We start from the raw sequence: 23,232 nt of genomic DNA on the forward strand, positions 1-23,232 counted from the left end.
CGGGCACGAAGTTGGGCGGCGCGGCAGGCGGCGCACGCGTCGGGTGCGCAGGCAGGCCGGGCGCCGGTCGAGGCTGCCGATCATACCGGAGCAACGTGAATCCTGCCGGCGGCGAGCCGGCATAACCGGCATAACCGGACAGCCAGCCGGCCGCCGGTCGTCACGGCACGCGCGTCACATCGTCAGTCGACCAGCTCGCCCGTCGGCTCGTAGAACGGATACGGCCCCGCGCCTTCGTCCACATAGACGTGATGCGATGTCATCCCCGTATCGGGCGCATGGTGATGGACTGCGAACGCCGGCGGTTCGAGCCGGAATGCGGACGGCGCATCGGTCCGCAGGTCGAACGCGACCTGGTGCGCGGGCGACGGCACCGCAGCCGCGAGCGTGCCGCCGAAGCGGGTGAACATCGTGCGGTGCACGTGACCGCACAGCACGCGCTCGACGTTCGGATGGCCGCGCAGCAACGCATCGAGTTTCGCGGCGGCGGCGGGCGCGAGACGCAGCTTGTCCATGTGGCCGATGCCCGACACGAACGGCGGGTGATGCAGCGCGACGATCACCGGCCGGTCGCGCGCGGCGTCGAGCTGTGCGGCAAGCCACGCGAGCCGGGCGTCGCACAGGTCGCCGTGGCTCGCGCCCGGCACCTGCGAATCGAGCGCGAGCACGCGCACCGCGCCGACGTCGAGCGCGTACTGCACGAATTCGCCGTCCTGCAGCTCGGCGCGATCCGCGAACGCGCGGCGCAGCCCCGCGCGGTCGTCGTGATTGCCGATCATCAGGTAATACGGAATCTCGAGCGCCGCGAGCAACCCGCGCAGGTTGCCGTACTCTTCGTCGTGGCCGAAGTCGGTCAGGTCGCCGGTGACGAGCACGGCGTCCGGGCGCGGCACGAGTGCGTTCAGTTTCTCGACGCAGCGCGCGAGCGCGGCCGCCGTGTCGACGCGCCGGTACGCGAGCTGGCCCGGCCGCTTGATGTGGAGATCGCTGATTTGAGCAAGCAGCATCGTCGTTCCTCGGAATCTCTGGTTGTTGTCGCGGCGGCGTGCGCCGCCGTGGGGGCTGCAGGCATGATGCCCGATCGACGGCTTACGCGCCGAGCGCGATCAGGCCTTCCGGCGCGATCGTGAGGCCGACCGCCGTGCCGCGCGCAAGCGCGATGCGGCCCGGCACGTCGATCACGAGCGCGTCGGGTGCCGCATGCTCGATCGTGAGCCGCGTGCGTTCGCCGAGGAACGCGCACGCGCCGACCGCGCCGCGCAGCGGCGCATGCGCGGGATCGGCGAGCTGCGCGTCCTCGGGGCGGAAGAACCATTCGTCGGCCGCGTGCGGCGTGACGATCGTGCCGCCCGTCGTTGCGAGCGCGCCGTCGCGCCACTGGCCCGCCAGCCGGTTCAGCGTGCCGATGAACTGCGCGACCGTGCGGTTCGCGGGGTGGTAGTAGATCTCGCGCGGCGTGCCGATCTGCTCGATGCGGCCCGCGCCCATCACGACGATCCGGTCGCCGAGTTCCATCGCTTCGGCCTGGTCGTGCGTGACGTAGACGGTCGTCACGCCGAGTTCGCGCAGCAGCGTGTTCATGTCGCGGCGCAGCACGTCGCGCAGCTTCGCGTCGAGCGCGGTCAGCGGTTCGTCGAGCAGCAGCACCCGCGGCCGCACCGCGAGCGCGCGCGCCAGCGCGACGCGCTGACGCTGGCCGCCCGACAGTTGATCGACCGGTTTGTCCGCATGCGCGTCGAGCCGCATCATCGCGAGCAGTTCGTCGACGCGTTCGCGCAGCGCACGCGGCTCGGTCTTGCGGATCTTCAGCCCGTAGCCGACGTTGCCGCGCACCGTCAGGTTCGGAAACAGCGCGTAGTTCTGGAACACCATGCCGACTTGCCGGCGCTCGATCGGCAGCGCGGTGACGTCGTCGTCGCCGAATGCGATCGTGCCGCCGGCATCCGGCGTGTCGAGGCCGGCGATCAGGCGCAGCGTGGTCGTCTTGCCGCAGCCGGACGGCCCGAGCAGCACGAGCGTTTCGCCGGCGCCGATCGACAGGTCGAGCGGTTCGAGCACGCGTGTACCGCGGAACGTCTTCGCGCAGCCGGTCAGGGTGATGGGAGTGGAATCGAGTTTCATGTCTGCGAAAAATTCAGCGCGGGCGCTTCTTGAGCGCACGCGTACCGGACGGATCGACGCCGAGCCACTGCATCGCGACGAGCAGCGGCAGCGTCATCAGCAGGAACAGGATCGTGTACGCGCTGCCGACTTCGAGGCGCAGCGACGCATACGTATCGGCGAGCCCGACCGGTAGCGTCTTGGTGTCGGGCGTGTGCAGCATCCAGGTGAGGTTGAATTCGCCGATCGACAGCGTGAGCACCGCGAGCGCGCCGGCGACGATGCCGGGCCGCAGGTTCGGCAGCACGATCGTGACGAAGCGCGTGACGAACGACGCGCCGAGGCTCGCCGCGCCTTCCTCGAGCGTACGCAGGTCGGCGCCGGCCGCGACGGCCGCGACCGCGCGCACCATGAATGGCAGCGTGAACACGACGTGGCCGACGACGATGAACCACAGGCTCATCCGGAACGCGGTGAAGCCGCCGTACACGACCAGCAGCGCGAGCGCCGAAGCCAGCCCCGGCAGCGCGACCGGCAGCACGAGCGCTTCCTCGATCGCACGCGCGATGCGGTTCTTGCTGCGCGCGAGCGCATAGCCGGCCGGCACGCCGACCGCGAGCACAATCGCGAGCGTCGCGAACGCGACGTAGAGTGACAGCGCGACCGAGCCGTGATACTGCTGCCACACCTGCTCGAGCCAGCGCAGCGTGAGGCCGCTCGACAGGCCGCGGAAATAGTTGACGGTCAGCCCCGCGAGCACCGACATCACGACGGGCACGATCAGGAACGCGCACAGCAGCAGCGTGACGCCCCATTGCAGCGCGGCGATCGCGCGCGCGCCGGCGACGCGCGGCGCATGCCGGGCGGCACGCGTCGCGTGCAAGGGAGCCGGTGCGGGGGCTGGCGACGGCGCGGAAGAGCCGGAAAGCGATTGCATGCGTAAATCCTCAGGCCGCGGCGGCGGCGGTGTGACCGGTGAAGCGGCGCGCGAGCGCGAGCACGGCCCAGGTGACGATGCCGAGCACGATCGACAGGCCGGCCGCCGTCGCGATGTTCGCGTTCAGCGTGAATTCGGTATAGATCGTCATCGGCAGCACGTTCAGGTCGGTGGCGAGCGTGAACGCGGTGCCGAACGCGCCCATCGCGGTCGCGAAGCAGATCGCGCCGGCCGCGATCAGGCCCGGCGTGAGCGCGGGCAGCACGATGTCGACGAAGATGCGCCACGGCGACGCGCCGAGCGAACGCGCGGCTTCCTCGAGCGACGCGTCGAGCTTCGACGCGGCCGCGATCACGGTGACGATCACGCGCGGAATCGAGAAGTACAGGTAGCCGATGAACAGGCCCGCCACCGAATACGCGAATACGAACTTGTCGCCGGTGAGCTTCGTCGACACGATGCCGATCAGCCCCTGGCGTCCGGCGAGCATGATCACCATGAAGCCGACGACGACACCCGGGAACGCGAGCGGAAACGTCAGCAGCGCGAGCAGCACGCGCTTTCCGGCGAATTCGCGGCGCGCGAGCAGCAGGCCCGAGATGGTCGACAGCGCGAGCGTCGCGAGCGTGACGCCCGCGGACAGCGCCACCGTCTCGCCGAGGCTCTTCATGTAGCGCGCATTGCCGAGCAGCGCCGCGTAGTGCGAGAAGAAGGCGCCGTCGGCGGACACCTGCACGAGCGACGCCATCGGCAGCAGCCAGAACGCGGCGAATACCGCCAGCGCCGGCGCGACGAGCGCGACGCGCCAGCGCAGCGGAAAAGTCAGGTCGAGCATGACGTGGGGCCGGCCGCTTACTGCATCACCTGCAGGTACTGCTGACCGAACGCCTGCTGGCCGGCCGCCATCTTGCCGAAGTCGACCGATTTTGCCCGCGCGTATTCGCTGGCCGGCAGGAACTTCGCGGCGATATCGGCGCCGAGCGCCTGCGCGCGCACCGGACGCAGGTAGGCGTTGGCCCACAGCTTCTGGCCTTCGTCCGACAGCACGAAATCGAGCACCTTCTTGCCGTTCGCATCGTGCGGCGCGCCCTTCACGAGGCTCATCACGTACGGCACCGCGATCGTGCCTTCCTTCGGGATCACGAATTCGACGTTCGCGTTGTCCTTGTACTTCGCGCGATACGCGTCGAAGTCGTAGTCGAGCAGGATCGGAATCTCGCCGGACAGCACGCGTGCATACGCGGTCTGCTTCGGCACGATCGGCGCGTTCGCCTTCAGCTTGCGGAACCAGTCGAGGCCAGGCTTGAAGTTGTCGAGGCTGCCGCCGAGCGCCTGGTTGACGGCGACCGCGCCCGCGTAGCCGACGAATGCGCTCGACGGATCGAGATAGCCGACCATGCCCTTGTATTCGGGCTTCAGCAGATCGGCCCACGAACGCGGCACCGGCTTGCCGTCGAGCGCGTCCTTGTTCACGAAGAAGCCGAGCGTGCCCGAGTGGATCGCGAACCAGTAGCCTTGCGGGTCCTTCAGGTTCGCGGGAATGTCGTTCCAGTGCGCGGGCTTGTACGGCGCGATCACGCCCTTGTCCTTCGCCTGGAACGCCGACGACACGCCGAGGTAGACGACGTCGGCCACCGGGCTCTTCTGCTCGGCGATCAACTGCGCGATCGACTGGCCCGAGTTCTTGTTGTCGAACGGCACGCGGATGCCGGTCTTCTGCTTGATCGCCGCGATCTGCGCGGCCCAGTCGGCCCATTCGGGCGGGCAGTTGTAGCAGATCGCCGTTTCGTCGGCGTGGGCCGCGGGGGCGCCGGCGACGAGCGCGGCGAAGGCGAGTGGCGCGGCAAGCGCGCGCAGCAGCGAGGTCAGGCGAAAGGACACGGTGAATCTCCGGGCGAGTGGGTGTGGCGCTGGGGTGGTGTGGTTATGGGTGTGTGCGTGGCCGCGCGGCGCATGCGGTCGGCGCTCAGGCCTTGCGCAGTTGCAGGTCGGCGGCGGGCGGTGCAATCGTCGCGCCGTCGCGTACCGCGTGCGGCAGGATCGTCGACGTGCGGTCGATCGCCGCGCCGCCGATGCATTCGACGAGACGCTGCCACGCGTGGCGGCCGATGTCGTGGTTCGGCGTCGTGACGCTCGCGAGCGGCGGCGCGAGCAGCTCGCCGATCGCGATCCCGTCGAAGCCGAGCACCGACAGGTCGTCGGGAATCGAGAAACCCGCGCGGCGCAGGCCGCGCATCACCACCATCGCGAGCAGGTCGTTGCTGCAGAAGAGGGCCGTCGGCCGCGTGGCGTGCGCGGTGAGATGCGCGAGCACCGCGTCGGGCAACTCGGGCGCGTTGAAGTCGACTTCGACGGGCGGCAGCGGCGCCACGCCGCTTTCCTCGAGTGCCTGCGCATAACCGAGATGACGCTGGCGCGCGCGATCCGACGCGGCGAGCGAACCGGCCAGCATCAGCACGCGGCGGTGACCGCGCGCGGTCAGCAACCGCACGCCGTCATACGCGGCGCGGCGGTTGTCGACCGACACCGACGGGCGGCGCTGCGTGTCGTTGTGCATCAGCACGTAATGCGGGCCGTCGCGATCGAGCATGTCGAGCAGCGGGTGCGTATCCGCATCGGCGACGGTGAGGATCAGCCCTTCGACGCGCTGCTCGCGCAGTGTTTCGATCGCATGGCGCTCGCGCGCGGCGTCGTATTCGGTCGTCATCAGGATCAGCTTGAAACCGGCCGCGGTCGCGAGCGCGTCGATGCCTTGCAGGCAGTCTGCGAACACCGGGTTCGACAGCGTCGGCACGACGACGCCGACGAGCCGCGTGCGCTCGCCGCGCAGTTGCCGGCCGAGCGGGCTCGGGCGGAACTGCAGCGTGTCGATGGCGGTGCGGATCGTCTGCAGCGTGGCGGGGCTGACGGTATGCGGCGCGTTGATCGCACGCGAAACGGTGGCGATCGAGAAGCCCGCGAGGGCAGCGACGTCCTTGATGGTCGAGGTCATGAAGTCATGCGATGTAAACGTTTTCGGCCGGGGAATTATCGAAAACGTTTGTGACTTCGCGATGACGCGCGCGACGCTTGTTTCGCGAAAGGCACGACACAAACGTCAGGCGGTTGAGGCCGTCGAACGACGCGCGGTCGATTGTATCGGCGGAGGTGGCGGCGCGGGATGAAATCGTCGGCCCAGTGGCGTCGGTGTGGTATCGGCGTCGAATGCGAGGGAGCAAGCGGTGCGACGACGGCCGGTGTCTCGATGCGGCGCGGCGGAATAAGGGAACGCATGCGCAAGCAATGGTAGAATCGCGTCCGCCCTCTTGCCGGGGTGATGAAATTGGTAAACATAGCGGACTTAAACGATTGAGTGCCCGGCCGGAAACGGTCGGTGCAGAACCCTTCAAATTCGGCGAAACCCCTGATGTGCGCATCGAGGCAACGCCGAGCCAAGCCTCGCGGCATCCGCGAGGAAGGTGTAGAGACTAGACGGGGGGCGCCTAAGGCGCACGGGCAGCGGTCATGCCCGCGCGCGACGGTGAAGGCATAGTCCAGCGCACGAACGGTTCGCGCACGCGACGCCGGCTTTGAAAGAAGCAGTGTGACGAAAATCCGCCGCCTTAACTGGCTTGCCGGTTCGAGTCCGGTCCCCGGCACCATCTTATTCTGTAGCGAAAGCTATCCTACAAGTAGTAAACCCAATCCAATTAAGGCTTTCCGTGCTATCGTCCCGATCCGGGATGGTAGCCGCGTTGTAGCAAAAACAAGCCATTTTTGCACTCGCGTGCACCAGAATCGCACCACGATTTGCACCAGGGGGCATGATGGCCACATTTACGAAGCGCGGCGGCGTCTGGCGGGCACAAGTGCGCCGCAAGGGCATCAGCATGTCGGATACGTTCCCGAACAAAGCTGATGCCGTCGCGTGGGCGACGCGGATCGAGCATGAGATCAACGTCGGCAAGCTGACGCCTGGCACGAAGCACACGTTCGCGGACGCGCTGCGTGAGTATGAGAAGCGCGTCAGTCCGTCGAAGCGCACGGCGCGATGGGAAGCAATCCGCTTCGCCGCGTTCATCCGTGACTTTCCGGACCTTGCTGCGATGCCGCTCGCGGACGTGACGGCCGAGCACATGGGGAGATGGCGCGATGCGCGGCTCGCTGGAGACAAGAACGCGGGCCGGGATGAGGTTGGCACTGCGACCGTGCTGCGCGAGATCAACCTGCTGTCTCACGTTTTCACGACCGCGCGCGACGAATGGAAGTGGATCACCGAGAGTCCGCTCACCGGCATGCGGCGACCGACCGAACCTGAGCCGCGCAAGCGGCGCATCACTGATGAAGAAGTCTGTCTGTTGCTCGGGCGGCTCGGGTATCGCGAGGACGGAACGCCGACCACGAAATCAGCGCGGATCGGCGCGATGCTCGTGTTCGCGATCGAGACAGCGATGAGGGCCGGCGAGATCGAGGGGATGACGTGGGATGCGGTCGACCTGAAAAAGCGCTACGTGCACCTGCCGCGCACGAAAACCGGTGTCGCCCGGGACGTCCCGCTGTCGCCGCGTGCGCTCGCGGTACTGGAGCAGCTCGCGCCGCTGAAGAAGGAATTCGAGGGGAACGTATTCGGCGTCGACGCGCCGTCGCGCGACGCTCTATTCCGAAAGGCCAAGACGGCGGCCGCCCTGGTCGACCTGCATTTCCACGACGCGCGCCGCGAGGCGCTGACGCGGCTGTCGAAGATCTTCAACGTGATGGAGTTGGCGAAGATCAGCGGCCATCGCGACCTGCGTATCCTGCAGGCTGTCTATTACGCGCCGCACGCCGCTGACCTTGCCGACAAACTGCATCAGGCTTCGACGTGAGACTCGGCCCACGCAATCACGTCCTTGGCGCGCCAGAGCGGGCGGGCGCGCTCCGTGCTGCTACGGCCTGAAGGGATGCGAATCGGGCGCGGGAACCCGTCCTGCGTGATGATCCACTGCCGCGTGTGCTGCTCGCTGCGGTGCAGGTATGCGGCCAGCTCGGCCAGATCCCAGAGCGCGTGCGGCGTCAGGCGCGAGGCAATTTCCTGTGCGAGTTGAGAGAGTTCGGTCATCGTGCCCTCGTGGTCATGGCGAGCTCGACGCGGCGGCTGATCTCGCGATCGTAGCCAGCGAGCGTGGATTGCAGGTTGGGTGCGAGGCGCGGCCCGGCGGCCGGCGTGTCGAGCGGCACGCGCGGTAGTGCGGCCGGCGCCACCTCGTACGCCGTGTCCGTGCGCACGCGTCGATCGATCCGGATGCGGCCGGCGTAGAACAGCGTGTCGAGGAAGCACTGGACGACGGCGGTCGACGTTCCGAGTTCGCTCGCGATCTGGCATGCGGTGCGCGTGCCGCCGCGTAGGACGTCGAACACCGCGGTGCTGTTGATGCGGCGGCTGGTCATGATGAGGCTCCGGTGCGGGCGGCGACCCGGATCGCGAATACTTCGACCGGTTCCGATCCGAAGTGCGGGTGGGTGATCGTGCGCATGACGAAGCCACGCCACGGCAGTTCGAGCCGGCGCGCGGCATCGCTCGTCTTCGGGTAGCCCCGCGTCAGCACGATCCGGTCGTACGTCCGGTTGAGAAGCCGCTTCTGCCAGAACGGCGTGACGAGCCGGAATTCTTCGTCCTTCGTGCCGGCGGCGATCTGGTCGAAGTAGATGCCCTTCAGGGCGAGCGTGAGCGTGCGCATCACTGACCTCCTGCGCTGGCGGCGAGAGCCGCTTCGATTGCATCGCGAATGTCGCAGCGCTCCGGTGGGGATGCTTCGCCACACGACCCAACGCACGGGCCGAGAGCTTCGATTGCGGCGTCGATCATTGCGTCAGTCACCTCGGCGCGCGGCTCCGGTTGCGATGTCGCGAGAAGGGCGTCGAAGAGCGGCTCAACGTCAAGCCAGTCCTGACCATTCAGCGCGAGCGAACAGAAGGCGCGCAGGCGCTCGATGGGATCTTTTTCATCGGAATCGATTTGAAGTTCGTCATAGCGCTGCATAGCCGTCATCCCGACCCGATCGTCTGCCTGCGAAGCCTGAGCTTCGAGGCATTCGTTCCAGCCGTCGCGGTGGCCCATCGCATAGTCCCGAGCGTCTGCCTGCGCGCCGTGATCGTCGAACCACTCGCGGATCGAATCGGCGATCCGTTGCGGGTCGCAGATGTCCCCACCGGGCACGCAAGCGCGCAGCATGGCTTCAACGTCGATTCGAGCGTCTGCCTGCGCGGACTCGCTGGCATATTTCCCGTTGCGAATGTCATCCAGAACGCTTCGCGCGCGTTCGATGCGAGCCGCTTCTTTCTCCGGCGTCACTTCGTACTCGTACAGCCGTTGTGCAGCGCCGATGACGGTCGACCATTTCACCCCGACGCCGAATCGCGTTGCGCCGACCTTCGCGGGCTTGTTCAGCTTCGCCCCTTCCGCCCCCGTCTCGTTGGCAGATGCGGCGTGGGCTTGCCAGCCTGCCCAAGCGTCGCGAACGCCGCCCCAGTAGTAGCTCCCGTCTGCGTACTTGTGCAGTACGGGCTTGAACTCGCTGCCGCTAAAATTTCCCTTCTCAATCGCCCACGCCTCGAACGCCGCCCGCTCGTCCGCCGGCGAGGGTGCGGTCTTGGGATAGCCGGGCTTCATGCCGCGCACGATGCGCATGCTGTCGAGCATTCCGGCGCGCTCCAGCCCGAGCGCTGCGGCTTCGAGAAGCTGGTTCACGTCGGGCTCGTCGACCGGCGCTGCTGCGGGCTGCGTGGAAAGCAATTCTCGCAGTTCAACAGCGCGCGGGTTGGGGTTTCTGTCTTTCCCCAACATCGCCCAGAGGGTTTCAATTTCGGAGGCAGCGCGCTCGATTCTTCTACGATGCTCGTCGACCGGCGCTGCTGTGGGCTGCTCGACAGGGGATGCGGCGAGAAGCTCACGAATGGTGTTGGCTTCGGATGATCCGTGCGGGCACCATGCCATTGCTTTTTCAAGGCCAATTCGTTGCTCGTCCGTCAGCGCATCAGCGCGGCTATTTTCGGTGGTCATGGTGTTTGGTCCTCAGGTAGTGAGCTGCTTCGCGTTCGCCGCGAATACTGCGCGCGCGAATCCCATCGGCGTAGCCGAGCGGATGTCACCGCGGTCATCGGATGGGGGGGCAGCGTGGATGCGGTTGTCCGGCGCGCCAAGCCCTTCGGCGCGGTTCGGCGCCGGCATCTCGAATCCGCCGCCGGCCCAGATGCAGGTCTTTTTGCTGTAATTGTCCGAAAGCTCGAAACCGGTGAACTCGTATGGGTGGAACGTGTAGTCCGGCTTGCGCCAGTGCGACGAGATCACGCTCACCGGATTCTCGATGCCGTATGGCACCCCAAGCGAAAGCAGGAACTCGTCGGCGACCGCAACCATCTCGATCGCCTGGGCGAGCCGGCGCAGGCCCTTTTCCTTGAACCAGCGAGCGCCGCTGACGGCGAGGTCCGTGCAGGGCGGAAACGCGAAGCCGAACATGACGGTCGAGTCCGCGGGAATTGCCGGCGCGCCGAGCAGCGCGTCCCATTGCTGGAAGACGATCCCGTCGCGCACCGTGCGGCCGACGTGCTGGATGTCGTAGCAGATGCAGCGATAGCCAGCGTCCGCCCATGGCCGTGCCATGTTGCCCGTGCGGTCGAACAGGAAAATCGCGGTCGGTACCATCGTCATCCTCTAAATCAGTAGATCAAGCCTCAATGGCGGCGACACGGCTCGCATATGGCAGCGTTGGCATGAAATTGCCGGCGTGACGGCGCCCACCCATCGCCCATGTCGCCGACGTTGAGGCCGGGTTGCCGCGCGACGGGTGCCGCGCGGCTGGTGGTTCACTCTTCCTCGACTTCCTCGTCCGGGTGCGTGTCGAGGTCCGATCCCGCGAAGGGGCGGTGCTCGTCGCTCGCATTGCTGTCGGGCCGGCCGAACAGATCGGGATCGACGTACCCATCCGGCGGCGTCAACGTGATGCCGATCTCCTGCTGCACGCGGCGCGCGATCTTGCCGTGATCCTCGTCGTCCTTCGGGTGCGCGGTGATCTTGAAGTGCACGCCGACGGAGCCGCCTTCCTGCGTGGTGAAGCGGATGTCCTTCAGGCCGCACTCGGCGAGCAGCACGTCCTCGGCGCCGCTCGCGCCGATGTGGAAGCGCAGCAGGTATCCCTCGTAGTTCCGGTCCCACACGAGGTTGCGCATGAACGGGAAGCGCAGCTCGGTCAGTCCGTCGTGCTCCATTTCGAGCTCGCCCGGCTTCGGCAGAGGACGGCGGTAGAGCATGCCGCGCAGCGCCGGGTCGAACATGTCGAGCAGATCGCCGCCGCCGACGATGTAGAGGCCGACCGAAATCGCTGGAACGCGCTCGGCGCCGTGCTTCTCGGAAACGTTCGTGCAGCTGACGATCTTCGCGAGGGTGCTGTCTTTGATTTCGAACATGGTTGCTCCGGGTGGTGAGGGAGGGTGTTACGCGCCGAGCAGCGTTTCGCGGCGCTGGTTGTATGCCTCGGTCAGGCGCGCGCGGACGTCTTCGGGGTAGTCGCGAACTTCGTCGCCGCAGAGGTCGAGCACGTCGACGTCGGTGCACGACTCGATCCGGCGCAGCATTTCGGCCTCGTCGACGATCGGGCCGTCAGCCGGCGGCGGTGCTTCGTCGGCCGGCTTCTTCGGTTTGCGCGCTGCGCCGCGCGCTGCGATGTCCTTCAGCGTCGTCGTCTCGCCGGCCGTCGCCGCGGGTTCGCCCATCTCGAACCATTCTTCCGGGCCGCTCATGCCGTCGCGCAGGCTCGCATAGATGCGCTTGAGGGTGACGACCTGCGCGGGCGTGATCGCGTCCAGGCGGCGCTGGATACGCTTCTCGATGTGCTCTTTCGTCACGCCGAAGCCATCGAACGCGGCGATGATCTTCTGCACGGCTTCCGGCGACGTGTCGGCCTTAGCGTTCAGCGTCACGGCCGCCTGCTGCATGGCAGCGTCGACGACGTCGCCGGGGATCAGCGCGAGGATGCACGCGCGCACGCGGCGCTGCGCCTGGTTGGCGATCAGCTCGTAGATGTCGCGCTCATCCTTGATCTGGTAGCCGCCTTGCCGCGTGTCGCGCCAGTGGCGCACGATGAACTGCAGGCGCTTCGTCGTGCGGCTTTCCAGATCGACGCAGAACGCTTCGACTTCCGAGAACGGCACGCCCTTGGCATCGACGCCGCGCGAGCGCTCGCGGAAGCCCTGTTCGATGTTCCCCCACTGCTGCGCCATCGCCTCGGCCGCACGGATGCTCGGGCCGCTGATGTCGCTACCACCGCGCGAGAACTGGTACTGCGATTGCTCGGCCAGCGTCGGGCGCGTGAACGCGTTCAGGATCTTGTCGGTGTTCGCGATGACGTCGCGCGGGAACTGCTGCGCCATCAGGTACTTGACCTGCGTTTCCGCGAGCTCGCGGCTCTGGTCCTGCCGAGCGCCGGCAGTGTCGGCGACGGCCGTGCTGCGATTGCCAAACGGGGATGCGACGAGTTCGTTCATGGTTCAGTCCTGAAAGGCCCATGCGGGCAAAGTGATGAGGGAGATTGCGGACGGGTAACCGGGCCACTCGCCGGACGCTTCGCAGCGCGCGTACGTGGCAAGGTTGCGGGCATAGTCGGCGCGGCCCTGCGCGCGCGACGGTTCGTCGAGCATCAGCGCGTGCGCGGCGTGCGGGTAGTCGGATTCGACCGCGACGAACACGAAGGCCAGCACGTCGACGTCCGCCGCGATCGAGTACCCGTCGCTGTAAAACGCATCCTGCAGGTGATAACGCTTGCGCGCGGCCTGCCGGCGGAACTCGTCCGGCGCGGCGCTGCTGAACGTCTTCACGTCGAGCAGGATCACCGCCGATTCCGCGACGTCGCTCACGAAGTCAGGCCGGCAGCGGCACGCGACGCCCGTCGCCGGATCGGTCCAGAACGCGGACACTTCGGCGCGGCCGCGCGACAGCGCTTCGCGGATTTCCGGCAGCGCGCGCACGGCGTCCGACTGGCGCCAGGCGGTGTCGTACTGGTCCTTCTGGATCGCGATGCGGTCCGGATTCGCCTCGACGAAGTCCTTCCAGACCTTCGTGTTGCGATTCACGGTCGGGCCGACGACGTATCGCATCACAAACTCATTCGGCTCCAAGATCGCGCAGTGCGCGAGCTGGCCTTCGAGTTGGCCGCCGCGCATCGTCGGCGCCGGACGCCGCGGATCGCGATGCAGCGCCCAGAAGTGCGCGGGCGACACGTTGATCGTGTCGAGCTGCGACTTCGAGACCTGGGGCCGCGCGTGGTACTCGTCGATGTCGAGGTGCTCGATCAGCATCACGCACCCCACACGCCGCGCGGCGCTTCCGGCGTCGTGCCGAGATACGCGATGCCGATCGCACATGCGAACGCGATCGCCGAGGCAACGAGGATCGCAGTGACGGGCCGGCGCTCGAACAGCCGGTCGAGCGCTCCGCACAGGTAGGTGATCGGGTTCATGCGCGGGCCTCGACGAGAAAGCCGTCGCCGTCGCAGTGCGGGCAGATTCGAACGGCACCAGGAGCGACGAATGCGCGAATGGTGTCGAGGAAGCGCTCGATCTGCGGTTCGAGTTCGGCCCAGTTCGCACCGCGCAGTGCGCCCGGAACGATCGCGCCATCGCGATAGCTGCTGTCCGGCGCGGAGATCTTCATCAGCTCTACCGTCGACTGCGTTTTCGTCGACCGCTTCGTGCGCTTGCCGATCGAATAGCTGTACGGCATCGGCTTGTGCGTGACGACGCGCATCAGCGTGAACGTGCCGATGCTCGCGTAATCGGTCATCGCGAACTCGTTCGGATGGGCCTGCACTTCGGCGCGGAGCATGGCCGTGGCGCGCAGGAACAGCGCCTTCCCGCTGATCGAGACAGGGTGCTTGTGCCACGTCTCCGGGTGCTCACGCAGGTCGGCGGGGAAGTCGATCGTGATGTCGCCCGGCCGCTCGACCGGTGCGCAGTCGCGGTCAACGATAATGAAATCGATCAGCAGCGACTCGCGCTCGACGGTTTCGCGCACCTCGTCGTAGAACTCGCGCTTGTACGCGGCGCCATCGCGCGGCACGTACTCGTCCTGATCGTCATCGAACTCGAACGCGTCTGCCTCAAGCGTGCGCGGGAACGTCGTCGTGTCGCGATACTCGTCGCGGATCTTGTAGCCGATCAGGTTCGACGTGGGTGCTTGCGGGATCGCCAGCGTGAGCAGCTCACCTTCGAACATCGAGTAGCCTCTGGTGCCAGGGCATTCCACCGCGACGCCGGCCTGTCCGTTGATGATCAGTGCGGGCGCGGCCGTGTACGACAGCTGGTATCCATGCTTGATGTACGACCAGCCGTTGTGCTGGAGAACGATGACGGGATTCATTTTGCGATTCCGGAGAGAAGTTCATAGGCCGGCGCGACGCCGCACGCGATCAGGTACAGCGCGCCGAGAACCGCGAGCGGGAACCAGTCGGGAAGGCTGTTGAGAGGGGCGCGCATCATCGACCTGCCATCGAGTTCCCGATCGCCACGCGGGCGTCGATCGCCGCTGAATTCGCGGCATCCATGCGGCCCTCCAGTTCGATCTCGGCACCTCGTCCAGTCCTACAAGAACCAGTGCAGGGCGAGCATCCACAATCGATCGTGGCAAGCTTCGTGAGTGCGCGCTCGGCCTTCTGGAGCGCGGCGAGAAGATAGGATTCCCGCGCGGCTGCCGTGCGCTCCATCAGCGTCGAGATCGTGTCCCGCGTGAACTCGCTGTCCGGTGCGTGACCGAACCATTCGCAGGCAGCGACGACGCCGAACGTGCGAATCGCGTTCTCGAACGCGTCGCCCGTCGTGTTCTCGGGAACGCGCTGGATTTCGCCCGCGCCACCGTTCTTGATCGCGCTCATCGATCCACCCCCGCGATCGTCACGACCCGCACCGGCTCCGGCGCAGCCTCGAGCGCCGTCGTCGCTGCAACGATCACCGCATCAATCTCGTCCATCACGTCGAAGATCGGATCTTCGCCAGCAAGGTCGGTCACCATTCCGACGTAGCGGCGTGCCTTGATAAGCAGGTCGAGCATCTTCGGCGCCGCTGCGAACAGCCGCGCGTATTCCTTCCCGTGCGGGCTGGTCGAGCAGTCGGCGACGAGCCAGCCGGCCGCGTCGACATCGGTTCGCTTCGTGCGCACGTACCAGCCGCACGCTTCGAGCTCGGGCCCAGTGGTGATCTCGCTCATGGTCTATCCTCGGTGTGGTGTGCGGCTCAGAATGGGATTTCGAGCGGCTTCTTGTCCGACTCGATCAGGCGTGCGGTATCGACCGCATCGACCATCGCCGTTTCGACGGACGCGCAGAGACGTTTCGCGCGCTGCGCGGCGTCTTCTTCGATCAGTGCGAGCACGCGGACAATGAAGCCCGGCGCGAGTTCGAGTTCGATCTTCCCGCCCGGGCCCTCGAACATTGCTTCGGCTGCGAGCGTGCCGCTGTTCGATTCGTAGGATTCGCGGCGGCGGATGGTCAGCGATTTCAGTTGCATGGTGGTCTCCAACAGAGGTGTGGTGTGATTGCCCGCAGGGCGGGAACGGGTGGTCAGGCGTGCGCAGGAACAATCGCCTGCACCTGCGTCACCGCAACGCAGTGCGCTTCTGCGAACCCGTCGAACTGGTTTTCGGCATCAAATGCGCAGTCCGCGTCGCACTCGAAGATCTGGACGCCTTCGAGCGATTTGCACGTGTAGAACACTTCGTATTCCATCGTCTTTCTCCTGTAGCGGGAGCGGTTGGGTCAGTGCCGGTGGTGCTCGTCGTCGCCGATGCGCCCGATCGAGCGCCAGATCACGACAGCGGCGAGGATCAGCAGCGCGATCGCGCCGATCAGGAGGCGGGTGGTGGTCATGTCAGGACTCGTCGTCTTGGAACAGACCAGCTGCTTCGGCCAGAGCGGCCGACAGGTCTCCGTAGCTGCAGTCGAGACGACCGATGAAGTCGGCGAGGAAACGGCGGCAGCGCTCGTCCGTCGTCTCAGCCGGATCGTCGACAAACTTCTTGGCGAAGCGCACGAGCTCAGCTTCAGCTTCGGCCATGCCCATTTCGTGACCGGCCTCGTATGCCGCATCGCGCGCTTCGGCGCGGGCACGCACGACGTCCTCCTGAGCCTCGTACGAGGCGGGGATACGTGCAGGGGTGAATGCGTGATGGCGCAGCATTTCAGTACCCCATCAGGTCGCGAGCCGCGCTCAGCGTCGCGGGAATCGTGTCGCGCTCGGTGAACACGCGACCTTCACGGTCCACGCTGACCGTCGATACAGTCAGCGTGCCGTCGCCGTTGTCGATCGTCGGCGCCGCCGTGTAATGGCTGTCGATCCAGCGGATCAGGGTTTCGGTGGGGTGGAGCATGGTTGCCTCTCGCTAAGGTTTCGCCTTAGTTGCAAGGTTAGGGCATGCCTTAGTTCTTTGTCAAGGTGTTGCCTTAGTTTTTCTTCGGGGCGAAAAAAAGCCCGGCTCTAGGCCGGGCTCTTGATCGCGAGCGCGATTCTATTCAGTCATTGGAACAGGCACGGGGCGGTAATCATTACTTCGCCAGCAGAGCCAGGGATTGCATCTTCGAATTCTTGCGTTGGATAGCGTTGGGTTCCGAGCGAATCTCCTGAAGCCTGCTCACCCTCATAATAGACCACTCGCAATGGAGCTAATTGGTGCTTCGAACATTGAATATACTGCTCAGCGACCATCGACTTGAATGGCTTGAACTGTGTCCACTGCACGCCTTTTTGCGGCCTCTTAAAAGAAACCATAAACCAGGCTTTTCGATAATCGCCTTCAACCTTTACCGTTTTGGCATCCATGTAGTAAGCGATGTCGCTCGGTCCATTGTCGAGCCGCACCCATCGATCCTGTTCCGCAAACACAGACGCTGAAAGTGTGGCAAGTAGCGCAATAGCAATTGTTGTTCGCATCGATATTCCCCCGTTTTGCCTTATACCGGCACCCATTTTCCGATCACGGTTCCCATGATGGTCGCATTGCCATTGATGTAGATCCACTGCTCGGGCCAGCTCGGATTGAGCGGGTGCAGTAGCTTTTTATCACCCTCGATGATGAGTTGCTTGAACGTCGCTTCACGCTCGTCGTCGAGCCGCACGATGACGCAGCTGCGGTGATCGGCGCCGCGGTCGGGATCAACGAAGATGATCTCGCCTTCGTTGAACGACGGCGCGCCGTTCGGGTTGAACATGCTCTGCCCGCGCACGCGGAGACAGAACGTGTCCTTGCTGTGTCCGGCCGGGCACGGAATCCAGTCCTCGGCGTCGCACTCGTCAAAATTCTTCGAAATCTCGGCCCACTGGCCGGCCTGCACCCACGAAATCAACGGCACCGTCCCCGAATAGCTGGACCTGGTTCGACAGACGACTCGCGGGCCGCGCCTTTCGCTTCGCGGCCGGACAGCAGGTAGTCGACGCTCGTGCGCAGCAGACGCGCGAGGTCATCGAGCTTCGCCGAATCAGGTCGGGAGACGTCGCGCTCCCATTCCGATACCGAAACGCCCGTGATGCCGAAATGGTCCGCGACGTGTTTCTGAGTCAGGCCGCGAGCCTTCCGCTTTTCTTTGATTCGAGATCCCAAGGTCATAAGGAATAGCCTAACACTTGCAACTAAGGCAACGCCTGATATACTCCGCTAAGGCATAACCTCAATTTTGGTGAAATATGGACGACGCACCGATCCTCGAACAGGCCATCAAGCGTGCCGGCGGCGCAGCGGCGGTTGCGCGTGCCTTCGGCATTTCTCCGGTCTCGGTGGGCGAGTGGCTGAAGAAACAGAAGCTGCCCGCCGACCGCGTGATTCCGGTCTCTAGCCTGACCGACTGGGAATACACCCCGCACATGCTCGATTCGAGGCTGTACCCGAACGAGCGCGACGGCATGCCGCTGTCGCTTCAACCCGCCCAGGTGGCCGCATGAGCACCGCCGAAACAGTTTCGTCTGACCAACTTGAAATGACACGGGCGCTGGCTGCAACGAACGATTGCGAGCTGTCCCGCGCGATTGAGCGCGTCACGCAGGCACGAGCGGCTGCCGCCAATGGGATGTCGACGAGCAGCATGAGCCGCAACCTCGACAAGATGCGAGAGGCCGAGTGGCATCGCGTACTCGCTGGCCTGAGGTTGCAGGTTGTGCCGATGGGGTCGATGGTCGTCGACCCGCACGAGCTCACGGCGCTGGAGAGCATGGCGCTTAAGTATCTGGAGACGCGTCGGCAGCAGCGCATTCAGGACGACCGGCCGTGAACGAACTCCCGAATTACCTCACCGAAGCGGGGTGCTGACATGGCCCGCATCCGCACCATCAAGCCGGAATTCTTCACGAGCGAGGACATCGTTGCGCTCACACCCTTCGCGCGCCTGCTGTATATCGCGCTCTGGTGCGAGGCCGATCGTGAGGGGCGTTTTGCGTGGAAACCCGCCACGTTCAAGATGCGATACCTGCCGGCGGACGACGTGAATATCCGCGATCTGTGCCAAGAAATCGTCGATCAAGGGCTCGTCGTGCTTTATCGAGAGAACGGCTCCGAGATCATCGATAACGGCACCGATAACGACAAAAACAGCCATTCCGATAACGGTTCCGACCTGTTCGATAACGAAATCGAGAAGAAATCGAGAAATATCGATAAATCTCTCGATACGCTCGCATACATCCCGAAATTTTCTCGACACCAACAGATCAATAACCGGGAAACCCCGTCAGTATTGCCTGAGCCGTTATCGATGGCACGCGTGGACGACGCGTCACGACGCGAGAAGCACGCCCCACGAGGGGAAGGGAAAGGAAAGGAAAGGAACGCTAATACACGCGTCACGACATCGCGTGACGTCGACTTCGAGAAATTCTGGTCGATCTATCCGCGCAAGGACAGCAAGGTCCAGGCCGAAAAGGCGTTCACGAAAATCGCTCCGAACGAGCAGCTGCTCGCCAAGATCCTTGCAGGCGTGCAGCGGGCCGTGACTTCGGAGCAGTGGTGCAAGGACGAGGGCCGCTTCATCCCATACGCGTCTACCTGGCTCAACGGGAAGCGCTGGGAGGACGGCGGTGCTTCGATGCCCGCAGGTCAGTCGACGTCGTTCAACGGCCATTCGGCCGACAACCCGTTCGCGTGATCGCCATGGCCCGCTATCCCGCCAACTCCGAAGCGCTCGTCGCCATGCGCCGTCGCCGTCAGGCTCCGGCCGGATCGGTGCTCGTCTCGTTCGTTGGGCCGCTGCAGTGGTCGAACGTCACGCTGACCGCGAGCGTCAACGAGCGTTACGACTGGCGGCCAATCGCGGCCTTGGACATCGAGGCGTTCGCTTCGGCTTCGATCGCTTTCCCGGCACTGCTGCGCTCGCTGGTCGACATGGCCGCAGCTGTACCGCGGCGCATGGTGCTGACGTTCCGCGAAGGCCCTCGCGTCGAGCTGGGCGAGTGGCGCCAGATCACCGACTTCCGCGTTTTCGACTGGTGCCCGATGGCGCTCGGCGGTCCCTGCTGGGACGACGCCCGCGCCCTCGCGTTGCGCATCTTCGCTGAACTCGGCAAGTCCATTCCAACCCCGTACGACGAGGCTTGCACGCTCGTCATCAAAGCCGCACAGGAGGCCCAGCAGTGGCACGCATGATCCCCGATTCGATCGACTGGAACGCCTACGTCAACGACGCGGACGACGGTCGTGCTGACGTCCGTCGAGCGTCCGAATTCTTCGACATGGTCGTGGATGCGTTCCACGGCGAAGCGCAGCAGCAGACCGGCGTCTCGACGCCATGGCCGACGCTCGGTCGCGATCTGGCCTTCCGTCCGGGCGAAGTTTCGCTCTGGGGAGGCATCAACGGTCACGGCAAATCCGGCGTGCTCGGGCAGGTGATCCTGCACGTGATGTCGCAAGGCGAGCGGGCCTGTATCGCATCGATGGAAATGCCGCCGCACAAGACCATGGAGCGGATGTCCCGGCAGGCTGCATGCCAGGAGCTTCCCGCCGTTCCGTACCTGCGTGCGCTCGAACGCTGGACTGACGATCGGCTCTGGATCTACAACCACATCGGCACCGTGCAGCGTGACCGGATGCTGGCCGTCTCGCGGTACTGCCGCAACGAGCTCGGCGTCTCGCACATGGTCATCGACAGCCTCATGAAGTGCGGCATCGCGCCGGACGACTACGCGGGCCAGAAGAATTTCGTCGATCAGCTCTGCTCGCTGGCACGCGATACCGGGCTGCACATCCACCTCGTGCACCACATCCGCAAGGGCGAGCGGGAAACCGACATCCCCGACAAGTTCGACCTGAAGGGGGCCGGCGAAATTACCGATCTCGTCGACAACCTCCTGATCGTGCATCGCAACAAGCGCAAGGAAACCGAGCTGCGCAAGGATCTCGACGACGAGAAGCGCGCGACGTTCGAAGCGCAGGCCGACACGGTGCTGATCTGCGCCAAGCAGCGGCACTACACGTGGGAAGGGAATCTGAAGCTCTGGTTCGACCCTGCATCGCTGCAGTTTCGCGATCAGCGGACGGATGGGGCGCACTTCCTCGACCTCGAAACTTCCCAATGGAGGCAGCAATGGAGCCGCTGAACGCCGCCAGTACGCGCGCGTGCGCGCATTTGGGGCAGGAGGTCGCATGCTGACTATCGGAATCGACCCAGGCATTTCCGGCGCACTGGCCGCGCTCGATCACACGGGCCAACTGCGCGTGCTGGACATGCCGACCCGCGCGAAGCCTGGCAACGGCAAGGTGCGCAACGAGGTGTGTCCGACGTCGCTGCGTCTTTCGCTGCGCATGCTGATCCCGGCCGGCGAGAGTGCGATCGTCGTCATGGAAGCGCTGAACACGTTCGCTGGTGGTTCGGTGCAGACGATGGCGTCGCTCGAAGCGACGAAGGCCGTGATCGCGACCGTGTGCGAGCTGTGCGGCCATCCAGTCGAGCTCGTCTCGCCGCAGAAGTGGCAGGGCTTCTTCGGCATCAAGCGCACGGCGACCGAGGACACGAAGCGCCAGAGCCTGCGCATCGCGCGCGAGCTGTACGGCACCGAGTTCTGCCCGTTGCAGAAGCACGACGGCCGCGCCGACGCGATCCTGATCGCGCGGTGGGCGCAGCGACATCTGACGTGAGGCGAGCCATGGCGACCATCGTCCAACTCGCCGGCATTCTCCCGCGCGACCCGCAGTTCCGCGAATGGGTCGGCGGCTTCGTCAACGGCGATCCGGTCACCGTCGATGAGGCCGCTCGCTTCGTGCGCATCGTCTGCAAGGTCGAGTCGCGCCGCGAGCTCGCGACCGACGCGCACGCGGCCGACCGCTTCAACCACTTCCTGCGCCGGCCGTTCCTCGACTGGCGCGACAACCAGCAGCACCAACGGAGAGCAGCATGAGCGACATCAACGCAGCACCGAGCAGCACCGAGCCGGCCGCGGCCGGCGACAACGTCAACGCGACCGAAGTGCAGACGCGCGCGCAGGAGGCTGGCACGGCCACGTTGGGGGAGTCGCCGGCCGGCTCGCTGAACGCGGGTACCGTCCTGACGCCGACCGCGAGCACTGGCGATGCAGGATCTGTGCAGAGCGCGAGCCTCACACCCATCGATACATCGACCCTCGGGAACGATGGTACGACGAACGGCTTGGATGCTGGCGCGACGGCCGCGAATACCACTTCGACCACGGATACGACGAGCGGGACGACTGACGCGCCGGCGGTCGCGGCGCCGGGGGAGGCCTCGGCGACTTCGGATGCGAATGCCTCGGCTCCGGAGTCGTCGCAACGCCAGCAGGTGAGCAGCGCTGCGGATGCCCTGCAGGCCGGCGAGGCTGACGCGGGAAACGCCGGTGTGTCGCCTGCGGCCGGCCAATCCGCAAGCGACACTGCATCGTGTGCGCAGGATGCATCGCAAGGCGGCGACACCGCGGCGGATGCCTTGCGCGCTGAACTCGGTGCCGCCCATGTGCGGATCGCCGCGCTTGAGCAGCAGCTGAACGCTGCGACGGCTGCAAAGCCGCACGCCACGTCGTTGCTTCAGAAGCTCGAAGCCGGCGAGGCGATCGTGCTGGGCGACTTGCAGTCGCGCCTGCGCGCCTTCGTGGATGCCCTGTAACGCATGACCCGAGTCGAGCCCGCCCGCGCCGTCGATTGGTTCCGCGTCCTGGAGGACGTGCGGCGGGCCGACTATACCCTCGCGGAGATCGCGCAGTACACGCAGATCCCGCGCACGACGCTGCTCGGTTACCGCAACCTCGGCGCCGAGCCGAAGCACTACGCGGGCGTCACGCTCCTGAAGCTCTGGGCCCAGGTCACCGGCCGCCAGCCCGACGACGCGCCCACCGTGCAGCGCATGCCATCCGTCTCCGAATCCCTGCGATAGACGGGAATCCGACACCCTCCGCGCCCGATACTCGCCTGCACCATCCATGGAGGTGCAGGAATGTCCAGCAAACGAACCTACGCAACGCAGGTGCCCGGAGCGGCCGCAGTCACGCCGACCGACGATGGCCCCGCGTCGATCGTCGGAGCCGACACCGACGCGGTGCTGACCATCGCCGGCCGCGAGGTGCCGCTCGCCGAGATCGTGATCGGCGCCTTCGAGACGAGCGGCATGTCGGCCGAGGAATGGGCTGCCGTCGATCCGCAGGTGCGCGACGACCTCGTCGGCAAGAAGCGCAAGGAACTGGAGCAATCGCTCGCGGGCGCAGGCGAACTGCCGTCGCAGGCTGCCGCGCGCGAGGCCGCAGTCGCCGCCGTCAACGCACGCCGCGCATCCCGCGCTGCGATCGCCGACGGCACGGCAAAGACCGGCGCGCAGCATGAGCGCAAGCTGCCGCATCGCGACGAGGTCGACCCGATGGAGATCGCCGGGCCCGTGCTCACGCAGCAGGGCTGGATCGTGCCGTCGGCGCCGCGCGAACTGCCGCGCAACTTCAAGTAATCGGGGGCAGCGATGTGCGACGTTCTCGGTGCAATCGGCAGTTTCTTCGGCGGCGGCAAGGGCGTATCGGCTGCCCCGGTTACGACGACGACCACATCGGCAGGCAGCGTCGGCGACGCGCAGGCAGCCCAAGCAGCGCAGGCAGCTGGCGCTGCTGATCGCAAACGCCGCGCGGCGTCGAGCCTGCTCGCCACTGGCGCCGGCAACACTTCCGGAATGGGCACGTCGACGTCGTCGGTGCTCGCCAGCGCGAAATCTTCCCTCGGGCAATAA

The 23,232-nt window shown here is 65.7% G+C and carries 38 protein-coding genes; 12 read left to right on the forward strand and 26 right to left on the reverse strand.

From position 1 onward, the window contains the following. Window positions 1–182: 182 nt before the first annotated feature. The 6 genes from SY91_RS08620 to SY91_RS08645 form a co-directional block, all read right to left on the reverse strand. Window positions 183–1,007 (reverse strand): phosphodiesterase, encoded by an 825-nt coding sequence (locus tag SY91_RS08620; protein ID WP_027807515.1) that lies wholly within the window; start codon window positions 1,005–1,007, stop codon window positions 183–185. An 82-nt stretch (window positions 1,008–1,089) separates the two neighbouring features. Next, window positions 1,090–2,121 carry an ABC transporter ATP-binding protein gene (locus tag SY91_RS35560; RefSeq protein WP_053525615.1) on the reverse strand — a complete coding sequence of 344 codons (1,032 nt, stop codon included), beginning with the start codon at window positions 2,119–2,121 and terminating at the stop codon, window positions 1,090–1,092. 13 nt (window positions 2,122–2,134) lie between these two features. Then, window positions 2,135–3,037, reverse strand: a complete 903-nt coding sequence (locus tag SY91_RS08630) for an ABC transporter permease (protein WP_185920812.1) — start codon at window positions 3,035–3,037, stop codon at window positions 2,135–2,137. 10 nt (window positions 3,038–3,047) lie between these two features. After that, on the reverse strand, window positions 3,048–3,872 hold the full coding sequence (locus SY91_RS08635) for an ABC transporter permease (RefSeq protein WP_185920813.1): 825 nt from the start codon (window positions 3,870–3,872) through the stop codon (window positions 3,048–3,050). A gap of 17 nt (window positions 3,873–3,889) precedes the next feature. After that, window positions 3,890–4,918, reverse strand: a complete 1,029-nt coding sequence (locus SY91_RS08640; protein ID WP_006476396.1) for an ABC transporter substrate-binding protein — start codon at window positions 4,916–4,918, stop codon at window positions 3,890–3,892. Between the two features lie 85 nt (window positions 4,919–5,003). Then, window positions 5,004–6,029, reverse strand: a complete 1,026-nt coding sequence (locus SY91_RS08645) for a substrate-binding domain-containing protein (RefSeq protein WP_185920814.1) — start codon at window positions 6,027–6,029, stop codon at window positions 5,004–5,006. Between the two features lie 811 nt (window positions 6,030–6,840). Between SY91_RS08645 and SY91_RS08650 the strand changes: the two genes are divergently transcribed. Beyond that, window positions 6,841–7,881 carry a tyrosine-type recombinase/integrase gene (locus SY91_RS08650; protein WP_260632390.1) on the forward strand — a complete coding sequence of 347 codons (1,041 nt, stop codon included), beginning with the start codon at window positions 6,841–6,843 and terminating at the stop codon, window positions 7,879–7,881. Here SY91_RS08650 and SY91_RS08655 read toward each other — a convergent pair. The 20 genes from SY91_RS08655 to SY91_RS08745 form a co-directional block, all read right to left on the reverse strand. Further along, entirely contained in the window at window positions 7,866–8,114 is a 249-nt protein-coding gene (locus tag SY91_RS08655) for an AlpA family transcriptional regulator (protein WP_185920815.1), read from the reverse strand. The two genes, SY91_RS08650 and SY91_RS08655, sit on opposite strands and share 16 nt — an antisense overlap. Then, window positions 8,111–8,443 carry a DNA-binding protein gene (locus SY91_RS08660; RefSeq protein WP_185920816.1) on the reverse strand — a complete coding sequence of 111 codons (333 nt, stop codon included), beginning with the start codon at window positions 8,441–8,443 and terminating at the stop codon, window positions 8,111–8,113. Before SY91_RS08660 ends, SY91_RS08655 begins: the two co-directional genes overlap by 4 nt. Then, the gene (locus SY91_RS08665) at window positions 8,440–8,733 is read right to left on the reverse strand and encodes an ASCH domain-containing protein (RefSeq protein WP_185920817.1); all 294 of its coding nucleotides are present in this window, start codon (window positions 8,731–8,733) and stop codon (window positions 8,440–8,442) included. Before SY91_RS08665 ends, SY91_RS08660 begins: the two co-directional genes overlap by 4 nt. Beyond that, window positions 8,733–10,055 carry a hypothetical protein gene (locus SY91_RS08670; protein ID WP_185920818.1) on the reverse strand — a complete coding sequence of 441 codons (1,323 nt, stop codon included), beginning with the start codon at window positions 10,053–10,055 and terminating at the stop codon, window positions 8,733–8,735. Before SY91_RS08670 ends, SY91_RS08665 begins: the two co-directional genes overlap by 1 nt. A 12-nt stretch (window positions 10,056–10,067) precedes the next feature. Next, entirely contained in the window at window positions 10,068–10,586 is a 519-nt protein-coding gene (locus SY91_RS08675) for a hypothetical protein (protein ID WP_260632391.1), read from the reverse strand. Between the two features lie 272 nt (window positions 10,587–10,858). Beyond that, the gene (locus tag SY91_RS08680) at window positions 10,859–11,458 is read right to left on the reverse strand and encodes a hypothetical protein (protein WP_185920820.1); all 600 of its coding nucleotides are present in this window, start codon (window positions 11,456–11,458) and stop codon (window positions 10,859–10,861) included. A 27-nt stretch (window positions 11,459–11,485) separates the two neighbouring features. Beyond that, window positions 11,486–12,535: a hypothetical protein gene (locus tag SY91_RS08685; protein ID WP_185920821.1), complete on the reverse strand. Its 1,050-nt coding sequence runs from the start codon at window positions 12,533–12,535 to the stop codon at window positions 11,486–11,488. A gap of 3 nt (window positions 12,536–12,538) precedes the next feature. After that, on the reverse strand, window positions 12,539–13,345 hold the full coding sequence (locus tag SY91_RS08690; protein ID WP_185920822.1) for a PD-(D/E)XK nuclease-like domain-containing protein: 807 nt from the start codon (window positions 13,343–13,345) through the stop codon (window positions 12,539–12,541). Further along, window positions 13,345–13,506 (reverse strand): hypothetical protein, encoded by a 162-nt coding sequence (locus SY91_RS08695; RefSeq protein WP_185920823.1) that lies wholly within the window; start codon window positions 13,504–13,506, stop codon window positions 13,345–13,347. Before SY91_RS08695 ends, SY91_RS08690 begins: the two co-directional genes overlap by 1 nt. Next, window positions 13,503–14,405 (reverse strand): hypothetical protein, encoded by a 903-nt coding sequence (locus SY91_RS08700; protein WP_185920824.1) that lies wholly within the window; start codon window positions 14,403–14,405, stop codon window positions 13,503–13,505. The genes SY91_RS08695 and SY91_RS08700 overlap by 4 nt, the downstream gene beginning before the upstream one ends. Then, window positions 14,402–14,524 (reverse strand): hypothetical protein, encoded by a 123-nt coding sequence (locus SY91_RS34975; RefSeq protein WP_260632392.1) that lies wholly within the window; start codon window positions 14,522–14,524, stop codon window positions 14,402–14,404. The genes SY91_RS08700 and SY91_RS34975 overlap by 4 nt, the downstream gene beginning before the upstream one ends. After that, entirely contained in the window at window positions 14,521–14,916 is a 396-nt protein-coding gene (locus SY91_RS08705; RefSeq protein ID WP_185920825.1) for a hypothetical protein, read from the reverse strand. The genes SY91_RS34975 and SY91_RS08705 overlap by 4 nt, the downstream gene beginning before the upstream one ends. After that, complete coding sequence (locus tag SY91_RS08710; RefSeq protein ID WP_185920826.1) at window positions 14,913–15,248, reverse strand: hypothetical protein; 336 nt, start codon at window positions 15,246–15,248, stop codon at window positions 14,913–14,915. The genes SY91_RS08705 and SY91_RS08710 overlap by 4 nt, the downstream gene beginning before the upstream one ends. A 26-nt stretch (window positions 15,249–15,274) precedes the next feature. Continuing rightward, complete coding sequence (locus SY91_RS08715) at window positions 15,275–15,547, reverse strand: hypothetical protein (protein ID WP_185920827.1); 273 nt, start codon at window positions 15,545–15,547, stop codon at window positions 15,275–15,277. Window positions 15,548–15,600: 53 nt separating this feature from the next. Next, window positions 15,601–15,765: a hypothetical protein gene (locus SY91_RS08720; RefSeq protein WP_185920828.1), complete on the reverse strand. Its 165-nt coding sequence runs from the start codon at window positions 15,763–15,765 to the stop codon at window positions 15,601–15,603. A 142-nt stretch (window positions 15,766–15,907) separates the two neighbouring features. Further along, window positions 15,908–16,216, reverse strand: coding sequence for a hypothetical protein (locus tag SY91_RS08725; protein WP_185920829.1), 309 nt, complete (start codon window positions 16,214–16,216; stop codon window positions 15,908–15,910). Between the two features lies 1 nt (window position 16,217). After that, the gene (locus SY91_RS08730) at window positions 16,218–16,406 is read right to left on the reverse strand and encodes a hypothetical protein (protein WP_185920830.1); all 189 of its coding nucleotides are present in this window, start codon (window positions 16,404–16,406) and stop codon (window positions 16,218–16,220) included. Window positions 16,407–16,552: 146 nt separating this feature from the next. Continuing rightward, window positions 16,553–16,966 carry a surface-adhesin E family protein gene (locus tag SY91_RS08735; RefSeq protein ID WP_185920831.1) on the reverse strand — a complete coding sequence of 138 codons (414 nt, stop codon included), beginning with the start codon at window positions 16,964–16,966 and terminating at the stop codon, window positions 16,553–16,555. Window positions 16,967–16,986: 20 nt separating this feature from the next. Further along, complete coding sequence (locus SY91_RS08740; protein WP_185920832.1) at window positions 16,987–17,385, reverse strand: LexA family transcriptional regulator; 399 nt, start codon at window positions 17,383–17,385, stop codon at window positions 16,987–16,989. Continuing rightward, window positions 17,376–17,639, reverse strand: coding sequence for a helix-turn-helix domain-containing protein (locus tag SY91_RS08745; protein ID WP_185920833.1), 264 nt, complete (start codon window positions 17,637–17,639; stop codon window positions 17,376–17,378). Before SY91_RS08745 ends, SY91_RS08740 begins: the two co-directional genes overlap by 10 nt. Window positions 17,640–17,716: 77 nt before the next feature. Here SY91_RS08745 and SY91_RS08750 point away from each other — a divergent pair, with 77 nt between their 5' ends. Genes SY91_RS08750 through SY91_RS08800 form a run of 11 tightly spaced genes read left to right on the forward strand, consistent with a single transcriptional unit; the run spans window position 17,717 to window position 23,232 of the window. After that, window positions 17,717–17,971: a YdaS family helix-turn-helix protein gene (locus tag SY91_RS08750; RefSeq protein WP_185920834.1), complete on the forward strand. Its 255-nt coding sequence runs from the start codon at window positions 17,717–17,719 to the stop codon at window positions 17,969–17,971. Beyond that, the gene (locus tag SY91_RS08755) at window positions 17,968–18,297 is read left to right on the forward strand and encodes a MarR family transcriptional regulator (RefSeq protein ID WP_185920835.1); all 330 of its coding nucleotides are present in this window, start codon (window positions 17,968–17,970) and stop codon (window positions 18,295–18,297) included. The genes SY91_RS08750 and SY91_RS08755 overlap by 4 nt, the downstream gene beginning before the upstream one ends. Window positions 18,298–18,336: 39 nt before the next feature. Beyond that, window positions 18,337–19,167, forward strand: a complete 831-nt coding sequence (locus tag SY91_RS08760) for a hypothetical protein (protein ID WP_185920836.1) — start codon at window positions 18,337–18,339, stop codon at window positions 19,165–19,167. Between the two features lie 5 nt (window positions 19,168–19,172). Then, complete coding sequence (locus tag SY91_RS08765) at window positions 19,173–19,664, forward strand: histidine ammonia-lyase (protein ID WP_260632393.1); 492 nt, start codon at window positions 19,173–19,175, stop codon at window positions 19,662–19,664. Then, a complete protein-coding gene (locus tag SY91_RS08770; RefSeq protein ID WP_313771529.1) occupies window positions 19,661–20,614 on the forward strand; it encodes an AAA family ATPase in 954 nt (317 codons plus the stop codon). The genes SY91_RS08765 and SY91_RS08770 overlap by 4 nt, the downstream gene beginning before the upstream one ends. 46 nt (window positions 20,615–20,660) lie before the next feature. Further along, entirely contained in the window at window positions 20,661–21,152 is a 492-nt protein-coding gene (locus SY91_RS08775; protein ID WP_185920839.1) for a hypothetical protein, read from the forward strand. Between the two features lie 8 nt (window positions 21,153–21,160). After that, entirely contained in the window at window positions 21,161–21,412 is a 252-nt protein-coding gene (locus SY91_RS08780; protein ID WP_185920840.1) for a hypothetical protein, read from the forward strand. Then, complete coding sequence (locus SY91_RS08785) at window positions 21,409–22,131, forward strand: hypothetical protein (RefSeq protein ID WP_185920841.1); 723 nt, start codon at window positions 21,409–21,411, stop codon at window positions 22,129–22,131. The genes SY91_RS08780 and SY91_RS08785 overlap by 4 nt, the downstream gene beginning before the upstream one ends. A 3-nt stretch (window positions 22,132–22,134) precedes the next feature. Beyond that, complete coding sequence (locus tag SY91_RS08790; protein ID WP_185921161.1) at window positions 22,135–22,398, forward strand: hypothetical protein; 264 nt, start codon at window positions 22,135–22,137, stop codon at window positions 22,396–22,398. Between the two features lie 60 nt (window positions 22,399–22,458). Further along, complete coding sequence (locus SY91_RS08795; RefSeq protein ID WP_185920842.1) at window positions 22,459–22,959, forward strand: hypothetical protein; 501 nt, start codon at window positions 22,459–22,461, stop codon at window positions 22,957–22,959. Between the two features lie 12 nt (window positions 22,960–22,971). Beyond that, window positions 22,972–23,232 (forward strand): hypothetical protein, encoded by a 261-nt coding sequence (locus tag SY91_RS08800; RefSeq protein ID WP_185920843.1) that lies wholly within the window; start codon window positions 22,972–22,974, stop codon window positions 23,230–23,232.

The organism is Burkholderia cenocepacia (genome assembly GCF_014211915.1).
Taxonomy (GTDB): Bacteria; Pseudomonadota; Gammaproteobacteria; order Burkholderiales; family Burkholderiaceae; genus Burkholderia; species Burkholderia orbicola.